The organism is Maribacter forsetii DSM 18668 (assembly GCF_000744105.1).
GTDB lineage: Bacteria > Bacteroidota > Bacteroidia > Flavobacteriales > Flavobacteriaceae > Maribacter > Maribacter forsetii.
This window is the reverse complement of the sequence record NZ_JQLH01000001.1, coordinates 269,834-287,284: the sequence shown is the minus strand read 5'-3', so window position 1 is coordinate 287,284 and position 17,451 is coordinate 269,834. Positions and strand designations below refer to the sequence as shown.

Here is a 17,451-nt window from a genome sequence, read left to right as displayed (position 1 = left end):
CTTACAACTCTATTTCATTAAAACCTTTTGGTATTGAATATGGAAAGTTGACTTTTCCGTTCAATTCTAAATTTTTAAACTCAAGGTCGATCGTATTCATCTTATCCTTACTTATAGCCTTTACCATAATTTCATTGGGTAAAACTTCTTTATCTATAATTTGATAATTTTTATAAGCAATTTCTAATAAGCGTTTGTCTGCAGGTTGAGAAAGCTGCTGCAATGCCATTTTAAAATTTTTAGGCTCTATCTGAAATAAGGTTTTGTATAAAGCACCTTGCTGCTTAGGCGTAAGCTTATACGTATCTTCAGAAATATCAACATCATATTTCTCCTCTCTCAAATCTACTATTGCCTGACCGGTCAATAAGTTTTGTAGAATAGAAAAATCTACCTCGGTCCCCAGTAAATCGCTTAAATATGAAAAATCACCATCAAAATATTCGTTTTCCAACTTATTATAAAACGATACTCTATCTGGGGTAATATAAGCTTTAACAATACCAAGTGGTGCGCTCATCCATATGGCTTTATCCTTCTCCATTCTCAAGCTTACGGAAACACCTTGAGAAGATTCGCCATCAGAATAATCGATTTTAACCCTACCTGTCAATGTATTAAAACCTGCTTCATTTTGGTAATGCGCTTTTATAACCGATTTAGACGTTAATTTAGCATCAACAGTACCACCAGAAATCACCTTTGTACTTTTACAGGATGCAGTAAAAGCTATTATTACTATTAGTAAAACATACTTTATCTTCATCATACTCAAAAACTTCGTCATCTGTAATTCCTATTTAATTTTACTAAGGTACATATTTGCTTTAGAGGTATTGTTGGTAGCCGTATATGCATTTGCCAATTCTTTATAAACGGCATGTTCTAAGGCAGTGTCATCAATAATATAATCTAAAGCAGTTTCTAGAATATCTATAGCATCTTTATATTTCTGGGCTTTATTCAAAGCGGTTCCGTTGGCATAATAAAAATACGGTTGAGAAGGGAAACGCTCCATTGCCTCCTCAGTTGTTTCAAGTAAATTATCATTGTCAGAACCAGTAGTAAGCAAGGTTTCAATTTTTGACTTATACCCTTCTACACTATTTAAATCTTCAGAAGGCACAACATCTTCTTTTTTTGCTACAGGTACCAGTTTCCTTTTTTGTTGAGCAATAGAGTCATTTATTTTACTTTCTAGATACTCTTGCTTTTTAGAAGTTTTAATCCCTTTCAACATGGTCTTAGCGGTAAGGTAATCTTCATTTAGATAATAGATTTCCGCCAAATTACCTCTAAGCTCAACATTGCTCCATGGTAATTCTCCCTTTACTTCTTCTATTACAGATTTTTTGGCATCTATAACATCAACCAATGTTTCTGCATACCAATAATTCTCAGGCTCACCGTTTAGCGCTTCTAATGCATATTCTTGTGCACGTATAAATTGCTTATCATACAAATGAAACTTGGCAAGCTCAAAAGAGACGACCGTATTTTGCGGCTGAAGACGTTTGCATTCCAGAAAATAGGTGATAGCACGATCATAATTTCGTATCCCCATTTGTTTTAGCCCTTCAAAAAAGTTCTCTTGAAAAGTATCTGAATATTCTTCCAGAAAAACTTCTGAACTTTGCTCCACCTCCAGTTCTTGATTTTCTTGCGCATGCACTAACCTAGGTGTAACAAAAACACCAAAGAGTACGCCCAAAAAAATCAACTTCTCCATTTCAATTTTATAAAATTACTTTACACCGGTACTACCGAATCCGCCTTCACCTCTTGCTGTATCAGACAAGTTATCGACAAGATTCCAATCAGCACGTTCATGCTTAGCGATTACCATTTGTGCAATACGTTCTCCGTTTTCAACTACAAAATCTTCACTACCAAGATTTATCAATATTACTCCCACTTCACCTCTATAATCCGCATCAATTGTGCCAGGCGCGTTAAGTACTGTTACTCCTTTTTTAGCGGCAAGACCACTTCTAGGTCTTACCTGAGCTTCAATACCTACCGGCAATTCAATGAAAAGACCAGTTGGTATAATAGCCCTTCCTAAAGGTTGTAAGGTAATAGCTTCGGTAAGGTTAGCTCTTAAGTCCATACCTGCAGAAGCATTGGTTTCGTAATGCGGTAAATCGTGATTCGACTTATTAATGATTTTTATGTTCATCTGTTTACATATAGTTTTTTAAGGTTCTCAAACTCTAATTTATACACTAGACCCAAGAACAGAATTAATAGCGGTATACCAACAAAAAGGTTTCTATCAAAAATGTAAAATGAAAGAATAGAAAACAAGATGGATATTCCTAAATAAAAGATAATTTTTCTAAAGTTATACGGAATAGGATAGTACATGCGCCCAAAATAGAATGAAAGCAACATCATAGTCCCATAGGCTAATAAGGTTGCAACGGCTGATGCCATATATCCGAAATACGGAATGAATATTAGATTGATGATAATAGTTAACACAGCACCTATCATCGAAATATATGCACCGAATTTTGTACGATCGGTAACTTTATACCAAACCGATAAATTGTGGTAAATACCTAAAAAGAAACTTGCCAATACAATTAAAGGAACAATTGGCATGGCGTCCCAATAAGCCTCGTTCAATACTAAGAACTGTTTTAAAATGTCAGCGAATACCACTACACTTAACAATATTACACTTCCCATAACCACAAAATAATTTGTTATTTGTGCGTAAGCCTTTTCTGGATTTTTAGTGTCAGAGTGACTAAAGAAAAATGGTTCAATACCCATACGGAAGGCAGTAGCAAATAATGTCATAAAAAGCGCCAATTTATAACATGCAGAATATTTACCCATTTCACTTTTTGCAATATCCACAGGCAACAATTCAGAAAGTAAGTACCTGTCAAATACCTCATTGATTGTAAATGCAACACCGGCAACCATCACTGGCATTGCATAACGAACCATTCTTTTCCAAAGATCTTTATCGAATACGTAAGGTCTACGAATGTAAACCCTAATCATTAACAATAAAGTAACTCCACTGGCAAACAGATTTGCAATTAAGATATATGGAATTTCGTAATCAGGTTTATAAAGAGATTGCAGAAACCCTTCAGAAGTTCCTTCTGCTATCTTAGGTAACAGAATCAAGAAAAATAAGGTAAGACCTAAGTTAAGCGATACATTAAGTATTTTGACTATTGCATAACGCATTGGTTTTTCATTTGCTCTCAACCATGCAAAAGGTATAATTGCCAAGGCATCAAGTGCTAAAATTCCTAACACATAGTTCATGAAAGGCAAATCGATATTTAAAGCTAAGGATAATTTTTCCTTAAATAGAAGACCTATTAGTACCAATAAGGCTGTAGAGCCCATGATGGATAATAATGATGTACTAACAACTTTTTTTCTATTTTCTGACTCCTTATAAAAACGGAAAAACGCAGTTTCCATTCCGTAGGCCAAAAAAACATTGAAAATTGCAAACCAAGAAAATATAAGTGTTACTTCTCCATACTTACCAGGAGCCATTACATCAGTGTAAATAGGCACAAGTAAAAACGAAATCATCCTAGGCAAGACAGTTGCCAAGCCATAGATTGCAGTTTGTTTAAAAAGTTTTTTGAGTGGATTCAAGCACTATACATTCAGGCGATAAAAGTACCTATTAAAAGCCTAGTTACAAAGTTAGTTTTTGGTTGCGCCCTTATAAATTAATGGTTGCTTTTGTTTTATGCCATCTACTTTAGCATATTTCATTTCTCCATTTTCATTATAACTTATAACAGCTTCATCTGTATTTAATTTTAAATCTAATGTTTCAGATGATTCAGGATTGTTGTTAGGTATTCTAACCATAATCATCTTTTGATTATCAACCATATTCACTAATGCCTTTACCTGCTTACCGCGAAAATAAACTTCATTTAATTCGATATCAGAATTTTCAAGTAATAAAACCGGAATACGTAATTCGGTACCAGAGCCACTTTCTTCTCTACCGCCAACATATTGCTGACAAGTAGCGCTACCTATCTCAAAAGGAGCTTCTGCTTGTATTTTTTTTTGTGAGGTACAGCTGGTTAAACAAAGACAGAAAATTAAAAAGCAACTAAGTACATATTTCATTAGACCCATATTATTCTTATAAAGATAATAAGTAATATGGGTTTAATAGGTCATTTAACATCGTGATCACAAATATTATACTCCGTTTTGCATTTTCAATTGCTTCAATTTAAAAAGTTCATTCTTTACTTGTTTGTATAAAAACACAGAGAACAGGACTAAAAACACTACTGATGAGCATAGAATATAGACATAAAATCCGTTTGATAAGCTAGCTTTAAATAATGGCAATAATATTATAAACCCAACGGTATAAACTACAAGAGCTAAAGGTGTAATAATGTAATGCGTATATTTTCTAAAAGAATAATAGGTAGTTAAATCTTCAGTAAAAGTACTTGCATCTTTACTAAAGTTTATGGTGCGCAGCCTCTTTAAACTAAACAATTCAATAGCAATTCTAATCATTAAACTACCGATCATTAAACCAATACCAAGCATAAATGTCGCGCTCTTATAACCTGAAACATAAATTAGAAAAGAAACTAGAATAATGATAGTAAGGGTCAAAACTATGTTTCCTGTTCTTTGTTTCTGTTCTATGGATTTTACACTTTTTAAAAGCGATTGAAATCCGTCTTCTGTTGCAGAAACTTCAGATTGGTTCTGCCATTTATTTTGTAAATCTTCAAAATTATTCATTGTTTACACATTTTGTAAGTTGTTGTTTTATTCTATGAATTCTAGTTCGGACAGCTTCATGTTTTATCCCAATTATTTCTGAAATCTCTAGTTGGGGCAAGCCTTCCAATTCCAATAATATAATTGCTTTATTAGTGCTGCTTAGTTTATTTATGCACTTGTATAATAGCACTAGCATATCTTCTTTTTCAACAGGGTTGTCACTACTGTCACTTACTTGCAGACTATCAATCTGAAGTTCTCTCTCCTTTTTACGCTCCCGCCGTATTTCAGCTAAACAGGTATTTACACAAATACGGTAAATCCAAGTCCCTATTCCGCTTTCATTTCTAAAACCGTCTAAATTCTGCCAAATTTTTATAAATGTTTCCTGTACCAGATCTTTAGCAAGAGAATCGTTACCTGCAGTATACCCCATGCATAATCGCATTACCTTTGGGTAGTTTTCTTCGTATATTTTCTGGTATGCGATTTCTTTAGAGCTCATTAATTCTTCAACGCATTTTTAAGATTCTCTATAAACCACTGTGGTTGATCATACATGATAAAATGTGATGACCCATTTGCAAATTCAATGGTGTATGCTGCAAGCGCTTTATACTGTAGGCCATAAGTAGATTTCGCCATTTCTAAACCATAAGGTTCTGTAGCCGCCAAAATAGTCACCGGAGAATTTATCTTAGACAAATCTTCACGTAAATCTAACTTTAATAAATCCGTATACCCATAGACATAGGTCCCTTTATCTGCCTGAATCATCCAATTTTTAATTATTTCTTGATTTGATTTTTCTTTGGTCATACCACTAGCCATTTGAATAACCTTAGTTTCAAAATCGGTATCGTTCATAACTAATAACTGTTTATTATATGGCGAATCATAAACCATGTACTCACTTTTAAAATCGGGCATCATTAAAGCACCGGTTGATGGTAAAGCATCTACAATGATCAGTTCTTTATATGAATTAGCCTCTGCTGCCATCCAAAGCGCCAATGCACCACCTAAACTATGACCTAGTAAAACAGGATTTTCTAATTTATTTTCTGATATATAAGATACAACACCTTCCTTTATTTTTGGTAACCAAGGTTTTTCAATGGCAGCAACGTTACCGAATCCGGCAAAAGTAAAAACATGACATTCATATTCTTTTGATAGCTCTACCACCGTAGCGTCCCAAACTTCACCTGTGCACGCAAATCCAGGAAAAAGAAGAATTGGGTTTCCTTCGCCAGTAACTTTTACTTCAAAAGGATTGCCTTGTGCCGTTGTTGAAAGTGCAGATAAAATTAGTAATCCAAATAGTGATTTTTTAATTGTTTTCATCATAAGAGTTTTTGTTTGTTTGCCCTTTAGATTCAAAAACTAAAAAATGTTACATCCTAAATTGAAAAAAGATTTTATTCTGGTTCTACATCCATTCTTTTTATAGCGGTAGATGCTAAAATAAAAGCCGCTAAGAGAAATACTGCCGCCAAAGCATATGGTGCTCCAGGAAAGTAAATTGACCCCTCAGGGCGTATAAAATAATAAAACACGGGCGCGAAGATGAATTGCCCAAGTATGGCAGTAATACTAACCAGACCAGTAATGGATCCCTGTAAAATTCCCTGCTCTTTTTCAGATACTTGATTAGAAATTACACCTTGGACCGTAGGCCCTGCAATACCACCCAATGCATACGGAATTAAGAACGCATATAGCATCCACGGTTCTTTGGCGAAAGAAAATAAGAACATACCAACCGTCCATAACAAAAAACCGAATGTAATTACTTTACGTTTTCCAAATTTCTTTACAATCTTACCTACTAAAAACCCTTGTACGATTGCAACCAATAAACCTACGACCATTAGCGACAATCCTATTTGTTTTGGAGTCCAATCATATCGCTCAATACCGTAGTAAGACCATGTAGAAGGCAATGCCTGCCCTGCAAGGTTTGCCAAGAAAAAAGCGGATATCAATAATAGGATACCTTTATAGTTTCTTAATGCGAACAAAGAAACACCTGGAATCATTTTAGAAAAATTAATCTGTCTTCTATTCTCTGGTGCTAAAGATTCTGGCACAAAGAAATACCCAAAAAGGAAATTGGCAAATGTTAAGCCTGCAGCTATGCAAAATGGAAGTCGAATATTAATCTCACCGAAAAACCCACCAATACCGGGACCTATGATAAAACCGATTCCGAATGCAGCACCTATTAATCCGAAATTCTTAGCCTTATTTTCTTTGGTACTTACATCTGCAATGTATGCAGAAGCAACAGTAAAACTGGCACCTGTAAATCCCGCTAAGAAACGACCTAAAAACAACCAAGTGATTGTTGGAGCCCAAGCATGAATCAAATAATCTATACTTAAACCTAAAAGTGCGAGAAGTAATATAGGGCGTCTACCAAATCGATCTGATATTTCACCTAACACTGGTGAAAACAAGAACTGCATACCAGCAAATGCCGTAGTCAGCCACATGCCATAGATAATAGCCATGTGATTACCCTCACCCGTTAATTCCATAATCAATTCGGGAATAATAGGTAGTATAATACCGATGCCAATGACATCAACGAGAATGGTTATGAAAATAAATAGTAAAGCGGTTTTTTTAGATTTCATGGTCAAAGCAAAAGTCGGATAAAAAAAGTAATCTTAAAGCTATAAAACCAAAAACCCCACTTTTAGGTGGGGTTTTCAATTCAATATATTTTCAAGCTTTACATGACTTCACTCAAGTAAGTCATTAAGTACAATAGAAGTATTAATTATTTAATGCTTCTGCACCACCAACAATTTCTAAGATTTCGTTAGTAATAGCTGCTTGTCTTGCTTTGTTGTATGTTAATTTCAATTGATCACGCATCTCTGTTGCGTTATCGGTAGCTTTATGCATTGCGGTCATACGCGCACCATGCTCACTAGCAAATGAATCTCTAATACCTTTGTATAATTGTGTTTTTAAGGATTTAGGAATCAATTGCTCAATGATTTCCACTTTAGAAGGTTCAAAAGTATAATCTGCACTAGCTGTTACTTCAACCTCTTCTAATGGAACAATCGGCAAAAATTGCTCTGTCATTACAATTTGAGTGGCTGCATTTTTAAACTTATTGTAAACAATCTCAATACGATCATATTCACCTTCCGTAAAAAGCGCCATTAGACTCTCAGCAATATCAGCGACATTATCAAAAGTCAAGTCGTCATAAACACCACTGTGATTAGCGATTACTTTATAACGTTTCTCTAAATAATCATTAGCTTTTTTACCAACTGCTATGAAATCTACTTGTTTACCTGCGTAAACATTTTCGACCAAATTAGTAGATTGCTTTAAAATGTTGGTATTAAAAGCACCACAAAGACCTCTATTAGAAGTAACTGAAACCACTAAAACCTTGTTCACAGCACGATTATCGGCATAAACACTTCCGGAATCACCTTCTAAACTAGCGCTTAAATTTTGCAATAGTTCAGTAAGTTTATCGGCGTAAGGTCTCATAGCCGTAATAGCATCTTGCGCTTTTTTCAATTTTGCAGCCGATACCATTTTCATGGCACTGGTAATCTGCATCGTTGATGAAACCGATGAAATCCTATTACGTATTTCCTTTAAATTTGCCATTTTTTTCGGTATTTAGTAAGTAGTACAAAGTATTAAGTAACTCTAACACTTTGTACTATTTACTCAGTACTCAGTACTTTTTTAACTTATTTATATTTTGCAGAAAGCTCTTTACAAACAGAAGTCAATGTATCAGTAACCTCATCGGTTAATTTACCAGACTTCAATGTATCAAGAACACCTCTGTGCTTAGCGTTCAAAAACTCTAAATAATCACGTTCGAACTCTTTTACTTTTTCAACAGGTACATCTCTTAACAAGTTCTTAGAACCAGCGTAAATAATGGCAACCTGATCTTCTACAGTATAAGGATCGTTTTGTGCTTGTTTTAATATTTCTACGTTTCTACGTCCTTTTTCAATAACGTTCAAGGTAGCGGTATCTAGATCTGAACCAAACTTAGCAAAAGCTTCCAATTCACGGAATTGTGCCTGATCCAGTTTCAATGTACCAGAAACCTTCTTCATTGATTTAATCTGAGCGTTACCACCAACACGAGATACAGAAATACCTACGTTAATTGCCGGTCTTACACCTTGGTTGAATAAATCTTGCTCCAAGAATATTTGTCCGTCAGTAATAGAAATAACGTTTGTTGGAATATAGGCGGAAACGTCACCCGCTTGTGTTTCAATAATTGGCAATGCCGTTAAAGAACCACCACCTTTTACCATAGGTTTTAATACCTCAGGCAAATCGTTCATTTCTTTTGCAATATCATCATCATTGATCACTTTTGCAGCACGCTCCAATAATCTAGAGTGTAGGTAGAAAACATCACCTGGGTAAGCCTCACGTCCCGGTGGTCTTCTTAATAAAAGAGACACCTCACGGTAAGCTACCGCTTGTTTAGATAAATCATCATATATAATTAATGCAGGACGACCCGTATCACGGAAATACTCTCCAATAGATGCTCCAGTAAATGGTGCATATACTTGCATTGGTGCAGGATCAGATGCGTTGGCAGCTACAATAGTAGTATATGCCATTGCTCCTTTATCTTCCAATACTTGTGCGATACCGGCAACAGTAGATGCTTTCTGACCTATGGCAACATAGATACAGTAAACAGGCTCACCAGCATCATAAAATTCTTTTTGGTTTAGAATGGTATCGATACAAACTGTAGTCTTACCAGTTTGACGGTCACCAATAACAAGCTCTCTTTGTCCTCTACCAACTGGAATCATAGCATCAATTGCTTTAATACCAGATTGCATTGGCTCAGTTACAGGCTCTCTATAGATTACCCCTGGAGCTTTACGCTCTAATGGCATCTCATAAGTATCACCAGAAATAGGTCCTTTACCATCAATAGGGTTACCTAGGGTATCCACTACACGACCAACAATACCTTCACCAACTTTTACAGAAGCAATACGTTGTGTACGTTTTACGGTATCACCTTCACCAACTGATTTAGATGGTCCTAAAAGAACCACACCAACGTTGTCTTCTTCAAGGTTAAGAACGATACCTTCAAGTCCGCCTTCGAACTCAACCAATTCTCCGTATTGCGCGTTCGCTAATCCGTAGATTCTTGCAATACCATCACCAACTTGTAACACAGTACCTACTTCGTCTAAAGTAGCGGTAGCATCAAATCCAGATAATTGTTTCTTTAAAATTGCTGATACTTCAGCGGCTTTTACTCCTGCCATTTTTAATTAGATATAAGATATTAGGCATTGAATGTAACCATTCTTAGCCTTATATAGTTATTATAGACTATTTGAAAATTCTCTTTTTAAATTATTAAGCTTGTTGCTAACACTAGCATCATACTGCAAATCTCCTACTCTTAAGATGAAACCTCCAATAATACTTTCGTCAACCTTACTTTCAATGGTAACTTCATTACCGGTAAGTTCAGCAACCTTCTTTAATATTTTCTTTTCCATTACGGCATCTAAAGATACTGCTGTTGTAACGTAAGCTACATCTTTACCTTTTTGTTGCTCATTAAGGATAATGTACTTCAAGGCAACCTCGTTTAACATTCCTAAACGCTTGTTGTCTACCAACATGTTAATGGTTCCTTCTGTAATAGAATGACTGCCCTTGAAAATTTCAAGTAAAGCATTCTTTTTCACAGTACCGGAAACCACCGGACTAGCCAATACATCTTTAAGTTCTTTACTATCTGAAATAGTAGAGGCGATGGAACGCATATCTTTCTCAACAGCATCCAAGGCTTTGTTTTCCTTGGCCATATCCAATATTGCCTTTGCGTAACGTAATGCAGCTCTAGATTCGCTCATTATTTCTTTTAGTTAAGTTTTATATCGCTCAACATTGTATCTACCAATTTCAATTGCTTGTCATTGCTAGATAAATCTTCTTTCAATACTTTTTCTGCTATAGCTACAGACAATTCTGCAACCTGGCTCTTAATGTCAGCAACAGCAGCTTTCTTTTCACTTTCGATCGCGGTCTGTGCTTGCTTCAACATTTTATCGCCTTCTAATTTTGCTTGCTCTTTAGAGTCAGCAATCATCTTTTCTTTGATTTCACGAGCTTCTTTCAACATCGCCTCACGTTCAGCACGAGCCTCTTGAAGCATCTTCTCATTATCAGCCTGTAAGTTTTGCATATCTGTACGTGCTTTGTCAGCAGCAGCCAATGCATCTTCAATACCAGCTTCTCTTTCGTTCAAAGAGTTTAAAATTGGTTTCCAAGCAAATTTTACCATTAAGAAAATCAATCCTAATAATAATATTGTTTGAACTATAAACAAACCTGGTGAAAAATCGTTCAATAAAACTTCCATATCCTAATCTTTAAAATCTAAATCAAATAATTAAAAAACATTTCCTGTAACCAACCGTTACAGGAAAATGTCTTTGGGTTTTCGTGTTCTTATTTTCCTAAGAACAAAGCACCGAATGCTAAACCTTCTAAAAGTGCAGCTACGATAATCATCGCAGTTTGAATTTTTCCTGCCGCTTCTGGTTGACGAGCAATACCTTCCATTGCTTTACCACCGATTTGACCAAGACCTAGACCTGCTCCGATAACGATTAAACCTGCTCCAATTAAATTGTAAGTTACCATACTAATTGATTTATATAATTAAATTAAAAAAACTCTTATTAAATGAAGTCCGCTCTTACATCTTCTGTATCGGCTACTTCGTGACCCGCCTCATCATGCTCATGATCGTGGTCGTGTTCTGCAACTGCCATACCTATAAACAAGGCTGAAAGCGCGGTAAAAATATATGCTTGCAAGAAGGCTACTAAAACCTCAATAAGCGTAATAAAAAATGATAATACCAATGATAGGCCCGTAGCTCCTGCCACACCTAAACTCTCTTTCAATGTAAACATAATTGCAATTAAGCTCATTACTACAATGTGACCTGCAGATATGTTTGCGAATAAACGCACTAACAATGAAAATGGTTTAATGATAAATGCACCAGCTAATTCTATTATAGCCAAAATAGGTTTTACGAATACAGGTACACCTGGCATCCATAAAATGTGCATCCAATAATCTTTATTTCCACTAACCGTATAAATGATCAATGTAAAAATAGCCAAACAAGCAGTTACTGCTATTTGTCCTGTTACGTTAAAACCGAATGGGGTAAGTCCTAATAAGTTCAACACCCAGATAAAGAAGAAAACCGTTAATAGGTATCCTGTAAATCTTCTGTAATGCTTTTCCCCAATATTAGGTCTAGCAATCTCATCTCTTACATAAAGTACCAATGGTTCTAACACTCTACCAAAACCAGTAGGTATTTTTTTCTTTCCGTATTGCTTTGCCAATGAAGAAAAGGCCAATAACATAAGTAAGCCTACCAACAACACCCCAACAACACTCTTAGTAATAGAAAAATCTAAAACTTTATGTGCATTAGTAGCATGGTGCTCTTCATCAAAATTCACTGAAGATGCTCCAGCATCCAATTCATATATTTTACTATGAAGTTTTACGAATTTAGAACCGTTTCTCTCAACAATTACATGTCCGTTATCATCATGGTGAAATTCTGATGACATAAAAGTTGCCAAACCATTGCTTGACCAAAGAATTACAGGAAGTGGAAAACCAACATGCTTTCTTTCTCCTGAATCACTAGTATAAGAGAACAAATGAAAATCATGAGAATCTTTAAGGTGATGTAAAATATAGGCATCTACCTGTTCCTTACCACTTACCGCTCCTTCTGGCTCAGTATCAGATATAGCGAAACTTTGCAATGAAAAACAAAGTATTAGAAGTTGTAATAAGGTTTTAATCGTATTTGAAACTTGCATCATTAGTTCTTTATCAAAAAATTTAGCTCCTAGAAATTTTGCGCAAAAGTAGTTAATTATTGCATAATCTACCCAATTTTAAAGCTTTAAAATTTAGAGTCTTTTTTTGCGCATAATTTTGGAAATAAAAAACACTTCTAGAAACAAAAAAATAATCACCGGTATAAGCAGCGCACCCCTATATATTTGAGGCATAATCAGTTCACCTAAAAGGTAAGGATAGAACATTGCCGCAAAAATTGTAATCTTAATAACCAGTACACCCATATACATAAAACCCAACTGATCAAAAAAAGAATTGTTTTTTGAGGCAATTAAGAAAATGATGACCAACACAAGAGAGAACACGAAGTGAAAAGTGTATGCCTTGACCAATAACGAACCAAAATAAGTTGGCGGATCCAACAAAGCAAGATCTTGCAGAAAATAAGAAGTCGCGCCCACAACAGTGAACACGACTATATATAAAATGATATTTTTTAGCAACGTTTATTTATTTAGCGCCATAACTTTCTTTATGACTAAATAGATGGACAAAAATACAGCAAGTAATGTAAATGTGTCCTCTAAAAACGTTTTTTCAAATTTTTGATCTAACCACTCCCCTAAAAGATTGCCCAAGAATATAGTAACACCCATTTGTATGGCAACACCAGACAAGCTTGCGGCATTTCTTAAAAGTTCAGAATTATCGTTACGAGGCTTTTGCGGCTCCATTATTAGATGATTTAAAACCTGCACCGGCAGCTTTACCACCACCCATTGTACAAGAGGCGTTAAATGTAGCACCCGGCTCAACAGCCAATTTACTTACAGATACGGTCCCTTCTATAACTGCAGATGATTTTAAGGATAACAGATCAGACACCAAAAGTTCACCGTTAAAGCTACCTTCTATATCTGCATTTACACATTCTACTTTTCCATGAATGTAGCCATCTTTACCGATTACCACTTTACCAGAAGTTTTTACATTACCATCTAGCTTACCGTCTATACGAAAATCTGCTTCAGATATGATATCTCCTTTTATTTTGGTGTTCTTTTCTATTCTGTTAGGTTGGCCTCCTACTTCATTCATAGCTCTAGGTTTTTGTTTGTCTGAAAACATTGTTCACGGTTTTGGGGTTAAAAGCGTATTTCTATATTCGATTATATTCTTGTGTACTTGTACAATCTTATAGTTCTCCGATAAAACTACAAAATTCTCATCAGCAACAAGGTAATCCTTATTGTTTTTTAGTAGCTCGGCATACCCTAAAGCAAAATCTTTAGATTTAAATCCGTGCACTACAACAAATTGGTCTTCTAGGTTATAAATATCTCTAGAGACAATATTTTTATATCTAAGGTCAATTATAGATTGCTCTAACAATTCCATCAACTTTAACGCTTGTTCCGTATTACTTCTTTTAAACGGAAAAACTACTTTCCAATTCGATGTTCCTTTAGAATCTGTTTCTGGTGAAAACTCCTTTTGTTCTAACTTAGGAAGCTGCTCTGCAATCATTTGTTCCGCCTTTTCACCCTCTGGATTGTTAGGATATGTCAACGCCACATAATTCAATGCTTCTTTAAAAGGTTCAAAGCCCTGAAGTCTACCAATGGCATTTGCCTTCAACATTTCAAATTTAGGAACAATAGGATCACCGGTAAATCTATTAATATTCTCTTCTGACCCTGTAATTACCTGTAAATATTGCTGCTCTTTATATTGTTTGAATAAACCCTCATAGCGCTTCTCTGGACTATCAGAACTATCTGCTAATACCGCTTGCGGATTCAATAGAATCTCAGCATATCTAGAGTCGGCATGGTTGGCAATAATATCTGCCTTCATGGTTTCTTTCAACGGACTATCAACTTCTTCGTAAATCTTATAAAGATTATATTTTGAAGGAAGAATCAATCGTTCTTCAGCATTAGACGCCAATACATCTTCTAATTTGGCAGCTGCTAACAGATTCTCGTTAAACTTCTCCTTATATATTAATCCTAATTGATAGTTTGCAAAATTACGTTCTGTTTTTAAGCTGTCAATAACCGCAACATCTGTTGGCAAACGATCCATATAATAGTCTAAAGAGAATTTCTCATCTTCACTGACTACACTTAAACTATCATTTACACCCGGTGCATTTTGCAAGGCAACATTTTCAGTATTGATAACCGATTTGTCTGACCAACGCCAATCATCTGTCAATTCTCTATTGCCCCAACGATTCTTAAAATCATTCTGACCATAACCTAAACTTGTAATATTATAGAAATAGAATTTACCTTTGTTTTCTTTGCCACCTTTACTGTTGCTAAATGCAGCAAAACCATCGGTAATTCTTGCTTTTTCTTTTTTCTGCGCAGCTTCTTTCGCCTTCTGTAATTCTTCAATATGCTTTCCAAAATAAGCCAATTGCTCATCTTTAGGCATTTGATAAATTGTAATTACACTGTCAGAATACTGTACAATGTCTTCGTATTTAATAACATCTTCCAAATTATCGCGCTTCTTCTTAATAGCACGAAATTTTTTGGTGTTTTCATTAAGGTTGGTCAATACACTATCGTAATATGCACCAGCGGGCTTATAAACACTTTCATCAAAATTGTATTCCGCTAAATTCTCGTAATTCAGTGCATTCAATTTTGGCTTGTTTTGAGAGGCTCGCAAAGATTTATTGAAATAAACCAAAGCCAAACTATCAGATTCCTGCTCTAAATGAAACTCAGCCAACTGTCTGTAAATACCATCTAAATAAGGTCTGTTCTCCCTATTCAGTTCCATTTTTGTCAAATACTCCAAAACCTCTTCCTTATTTTCAGAAGTGACTTGGGTATTCTTTAATTTTTCGATTTTGGCATTTATCATGTAAACACGAGGCGACTTTCTATTTAATTCGATCACCTTATCAAATGCGTAATTAGCGCTGTCTTTAAAACCTAATTGATTGTACAACTGACCAATAATATAATAGTATCTTCCTCTTTCAGGATTTTTTGTAGTGTAGTGCGATGCTATTTTAAGATTTTGCACAGCGGTATCTGGGGCATTTAGATTAATAAACGCTTGCGCCATCATTGCCCTTGCATCAGCATATTCTTGATCTTTTAAACGCTCATATTTCATTAAGCGCTTTAAATTCTTAATGGCCAGATCATCGTTTTCTAAGCGGATGTTTACTTTCTCTCTCCAAATACTTGCCTCGTTCAGCTTATCGCTTTCAGAATATTTATTAAGCACATAGTTAAAAGATTCTAATGCCGGTATGTAGCGTTCATCAAAATACCTAGCTTTTCCTAAAAGAAGAAAAGCTTCATCTATTTGTGGGTTTCGCTCTTCATCCTTAATATCCATACTATGGCGTTGAATAGCCTTGGTAGCTTTTTCTTCTGCTATAAGGAAATTAGGATTGTTGTCTTCTGAATCTAATTTGATTTCGCCGCTAACCTCTAAACGCTCTATAGGCAAGACTTCAAAATAATCATCTTGATAGGTATCGTTTAAAGTTTCTCGACCTAACTCAAAAGCAATATTACCATTATACAAGGTATTGTATTTGGTATTGAGCGCATGCCAATTTCGGTTTACGAACTTGTCTTTCTTGACAGAACATGCATTAAAAAGCATACTCGCCAAAACACCGGATAAAATAAGTTTGTTTCTAAGATTCAAAATAGTTGATCTACGTATGTATGTTTAACTTAAAAACAACCAGATTATTATACCGTTCATCGGTAAACTACATATTTATTTTTGAGCATTCTCAACATTTTTAGACTACTACAACCAAATTTTACCGACCGTTTAGTTTGTTTTGAATTAAAATAGCCAAGCGAATATAAGTTTACAGCAGATAATCTGATCAAAGAGGTCTTTATCGGATTTTTATCCATCTTGCTACAAAACTCAGAAATGAAAAACCGACCTAATGGTCGGTTTTTGGATTTTATGTGGCTTTTAGCCAAAAGTGTAGTTCGTCTGATCACAAGCTGCCGTAATCTCATGGTTTTTTTAACGAATTGTAATTATCTACAGCCTAGAACCAGTAGACATCCGTATTATTCCGCAACCGGCAGAGCACTCTCTGAGCCAAAGAACACTTCTAATTCTTTCAAGGTTTCGGCAGAAGTTTTTATGTCTTTAACTACTTCACCTTTATTTAATACTACAATACGTTCGCATACTTCAGTTACATGAATTAAATCATGACTAGAAACTAAAACGGTGACGTCTTCTTTTGCAGCAAGTTCTTTAATAATTTGCTTAAGACGAATCTGTGTAGTTGGATCCAAATTTGCAAAAGGTTCATCTAAAATGACCACTTTGGGGTTACCAATAAAAGAAGCTACAATACCAGCCTTTTTTTGATTCCCTTTAGACAAATCTCTCAAGTACTTTTTCTGACCCAAAATTTCACCGTGAAAGAAATCTTGATATTGTGCCAATAATGCATCGACATCGGCTTTATTTTGACCGCGAAGGTCGCCTATAAAGTAAAAATACTCTTCAGGAGTCAAGTACCCAATCAGAAAAGTTTCATCTATAAAAGATGATGTAAATGGTTTCCAATCTTCACTGATGTTTACCTGAACATCATTATTAATGATATGACCTGTACTCGGCTGTATTAAATCTAGCAACAAACTAAATAGCGTTGTTTTACCTGCACCATTATTACCAACTAACCCGAAGCTTTGTCCCGTTGGAATGTTTAAAGATTCAATATTAAGAACTTGTTGTGAACCGTATTTCTTTGATAAATTTTCTATTGTAATCATAATC

The 17,451-nt window shown here is 35.2% G+C and carries 20 protein-coding genes; all 20 read right to left on the bottom strand.

Features of this window, described 5'->3' with window-relative positions; genetic code table 11:
- Window position 1 precedes the first annotated feature (1 nt).
- The gene (locus P177_RS01230; RefSeq protein WP_036151033.1) at window positions 2–787 is read right to left on the bottom strand and encodes a DUF4292 domain-containing protein; all 786 of its coding nucleotides are present in this window, start codon (window positions 785–787) and stop codon (window positions 2–4) included.
- Window positions 788–796: 9 nt separating this feature from the next.
- Complete coding sequence (locus tag P177_RS01225) at window positions 797–1,729, bottom strand: tetratricopeptide repeat protein (protein WP_036151031.1); 933 nt, start codon at window positions 1,727–1,729, stop codon at window positions 797–799.
- Window positions 1,730–1,744: 15 nt separating this feature from the next.
- Window positions 1,745–2,179 (bottom strand): dUTP diphosphatase, encoded by a 435-nt coding sequence (gene dut / locus P177_RS01220; protein WP_036151028.1) that lies wholly within the window; start codon window positions 2,177–2,179, stop codon window positions 1,745–1,747.
- Window positions 2,176–3,636 (bottom strand): lipopolysaccharide biosynthesis protein, encoded by a 1,461-nt coding sequence (locus P177_RS01215; protein WP_036151025.1) that lies wholly within the window; start codon window positions 3,634–3,636, stop codon window positions 2,176–2,178. The genes dut and P177_RS01215 overlap by 4 nt, the downstream gene beginning before the upstream one ends.
- A 51-nt stretch (window positions 3,637–3,687) precedes the next feature.
- Window positions 3,688–4,128 carry a hypothetical protein gene (locus tag P177_RS01210; RefSeq protein ID WP_157486408.1) on the bottom strand — a complete coding sequence of 147 codons (441 nt, stop codon included), beginning with the start codon at window positions 4,126–4,128 and terminating at the stop codon, window positions 3,688–3,690.
- 75 nt (window positions 4,129–4,203) lie between these two features.
- Window positions 4,204–4,770 (bottom strand): hypothetical protein, encoded by a 567-nt coding sequence (locus P177_RS01205; RefSeq protein ID WP_036151020.1) that lies wholly within the window; start codon window positions 4,768–4,770, stop codon window positions 4,204–4,206.
- Window positions 4,763–5,257, bottom strand: a complete 495-nt coding sequence (locus P177_RS01200; protein WP_036151018.1) for an RNA polymerase sigma factor — start codon at window positions 5,255–5,257, stop codon at window positions 4,763–4,765. Before P177_RS01200 ends, P177_RS01205 begins: the two co-directional genes overlap by 8 nt.
- Entirely contained in the window at window positions 5,257–6,102 is an 846-nt protein-coding gene (locus tag P177_RS01195) for an alpha/beta fold hydrolase (RefSeq protein ID WP_245232988.1), read from the bottom strand. The genes P177_RS01200 and P177_RS01195 overlap by 1 nt, the downstream gene beginning before the upstream one ends.
- A gap of 71 nt (window positions 6,103–6,173) precedes the next feature.
- Window positions 6,174–7,394, bottom strand: a complete 1,221-nt coding sequence (locus P177_RS01190) for a TCR/Tet family MFS transporter (protein ID WP_036151012.1) — start codon at window positions 7,392–7,394, stop codon at window positions 6,174–6,176.
- Between the two features lie 142 nt (window positions 7,395–7,536).
- Complete coding sequence (gene atpG / locus P177_RS01185) at window positions 7,537–8,400, bottom strand: ATP synthase F1 subunit gamma (RefSeq protein ID WP_036151010.1); 864 nt, start codon at window positions 8,398–8,400, stop codon at window positions 7,537–7,539.
- Window positions 8,401–8,486: 86 nt separating this feature from the next.
- Window positions 8,487–10,064 (bottom strand): F0F1 ATP synthase subunit alpha, encoded by a 1,578-nt coding sequence (gene atpA / locus P177_RS01180; RefSeq protein WP_036151008.1) that lies wholly within the window; start codon window positions 10,062–10,064, stop codon window positions 8,487–8,489.
- A gap of 60 nt (window positions 10,065–10,124) precedes the next feature.
- Window positions 10,125–10,664, bottom strand: coding sequence for an ATP synthase F1 subunit delta (gene atpH, locus P177_RS01175; protein WP_036151005.1), 540 nt, complete (start codon window positions 10,662–10,664; stop codon window positions 10,125–10,127).
- Between the two features lie 8 nt (window positions 10,665–10,672).
- On the bottom strand, window positions 10,673–11,173 hold the full coding sequence (locus P177_RS01170; protein WP_036151002.1) for a F0F1 ATP synthase subunit B: 501 nt from the start codon (window positions 11,171–11,173) through the stop codon (window positions 10,673–10,675).
- Between the two features lie 89 nt (window positions 11,174–11,262).
- Window positions 11,263–11,457 carry an ATP synthase F0 subunit C gene (gene atpE, locus P177_RS01165; protein WP_027065438.1) on the bottom strand — a complete coding sequence of 65 codons (195 nt, stop codon included), beginning with the start codon at window positions 11,455–11,457 and terminating at the stop codon, window positions 11,263–11,265.
- A 38-nt stretch (window positions 11,458–11,495) separates the two neighbouring features.
- Complete coding sequence (gene atpB / locus P177_RS01160; RefSeq protein WP_084684590.1) at window positions 11,496–12,674, bottom strand: F0F1 ATP synthase subunit A; 1,179 nt, start codon at window positions 12,672–12,674, stop codon at window positions 11,496–11,498.
- Window positions 12,675–12,764: 90 nt separating this feature from the next.
- Window positions 12,765–13,157: a DUF6168 family protein gene (locus tag P177_RS20170; RefSeq protein WP_167333086.1), complete on the bottom strand. Its 393-nt coding sequence runs from the start codon at window positions 13,155–13,157 to the stop codon at window positions 12,765–12,767.
- A gap of 3 nt (window positions 13,158–13,160) precedes the next feature.
- The gene (locus tag P177_RS01150; protein ID WP_036150997.1) at window positions 13,161–13,388 is read right to left on the bottom strand and encodes an AtpZ/AtpI family protein; all 228 of its coding nucleotides are present in this window, start codon (window positions 13,386–13,388) and stop codon (window positions 13,161–13,163) included.
- On the bottom strand, window positions 13,366–13,782 hold the full coding sequence (locus tag P177_RS01145; RefSeq protein WP_036150996.1) for a bactofilin family protein: 417 nt from the start codon (window positions 13,780–13,782) through the stop codon (window positions 13,366–13,368). Before P177_RS01145 ends, P177_RS01150 begins: the two co-directional genes overlap by 23 nt.
- 3 nt (window positions 13,783–13,785) lie before the next feature.
- A complete protein-coding gene (gene porW / locus P177_RS01140; RefSeq protein WP_394330709.1) occupies window positions 13,786–16,296 on the bottom strand; it encodes a type IX secretion system periplasmic lipoprotein PorW/SprE in 2,511 nt (836 codons plus the stop codon).
- 431 nt (window positions 16,297–16,727) lie between these two features.
- Window positions 16,728–17,447 carry an ABC transporter ATP-binding protein gene (locus P177_RS01135; RefSeq protein WP_036150993.1) on the bottom strand — a complete coding sequence of 240 codons (720 nt, stop codon included), beginning with the start codon at window positions 17,445–17,447 and terminating at the stop codon, window positions 16,728–16,730.
- Window positions 17,448–17,451: the final 4 nt, after the last annotated feature.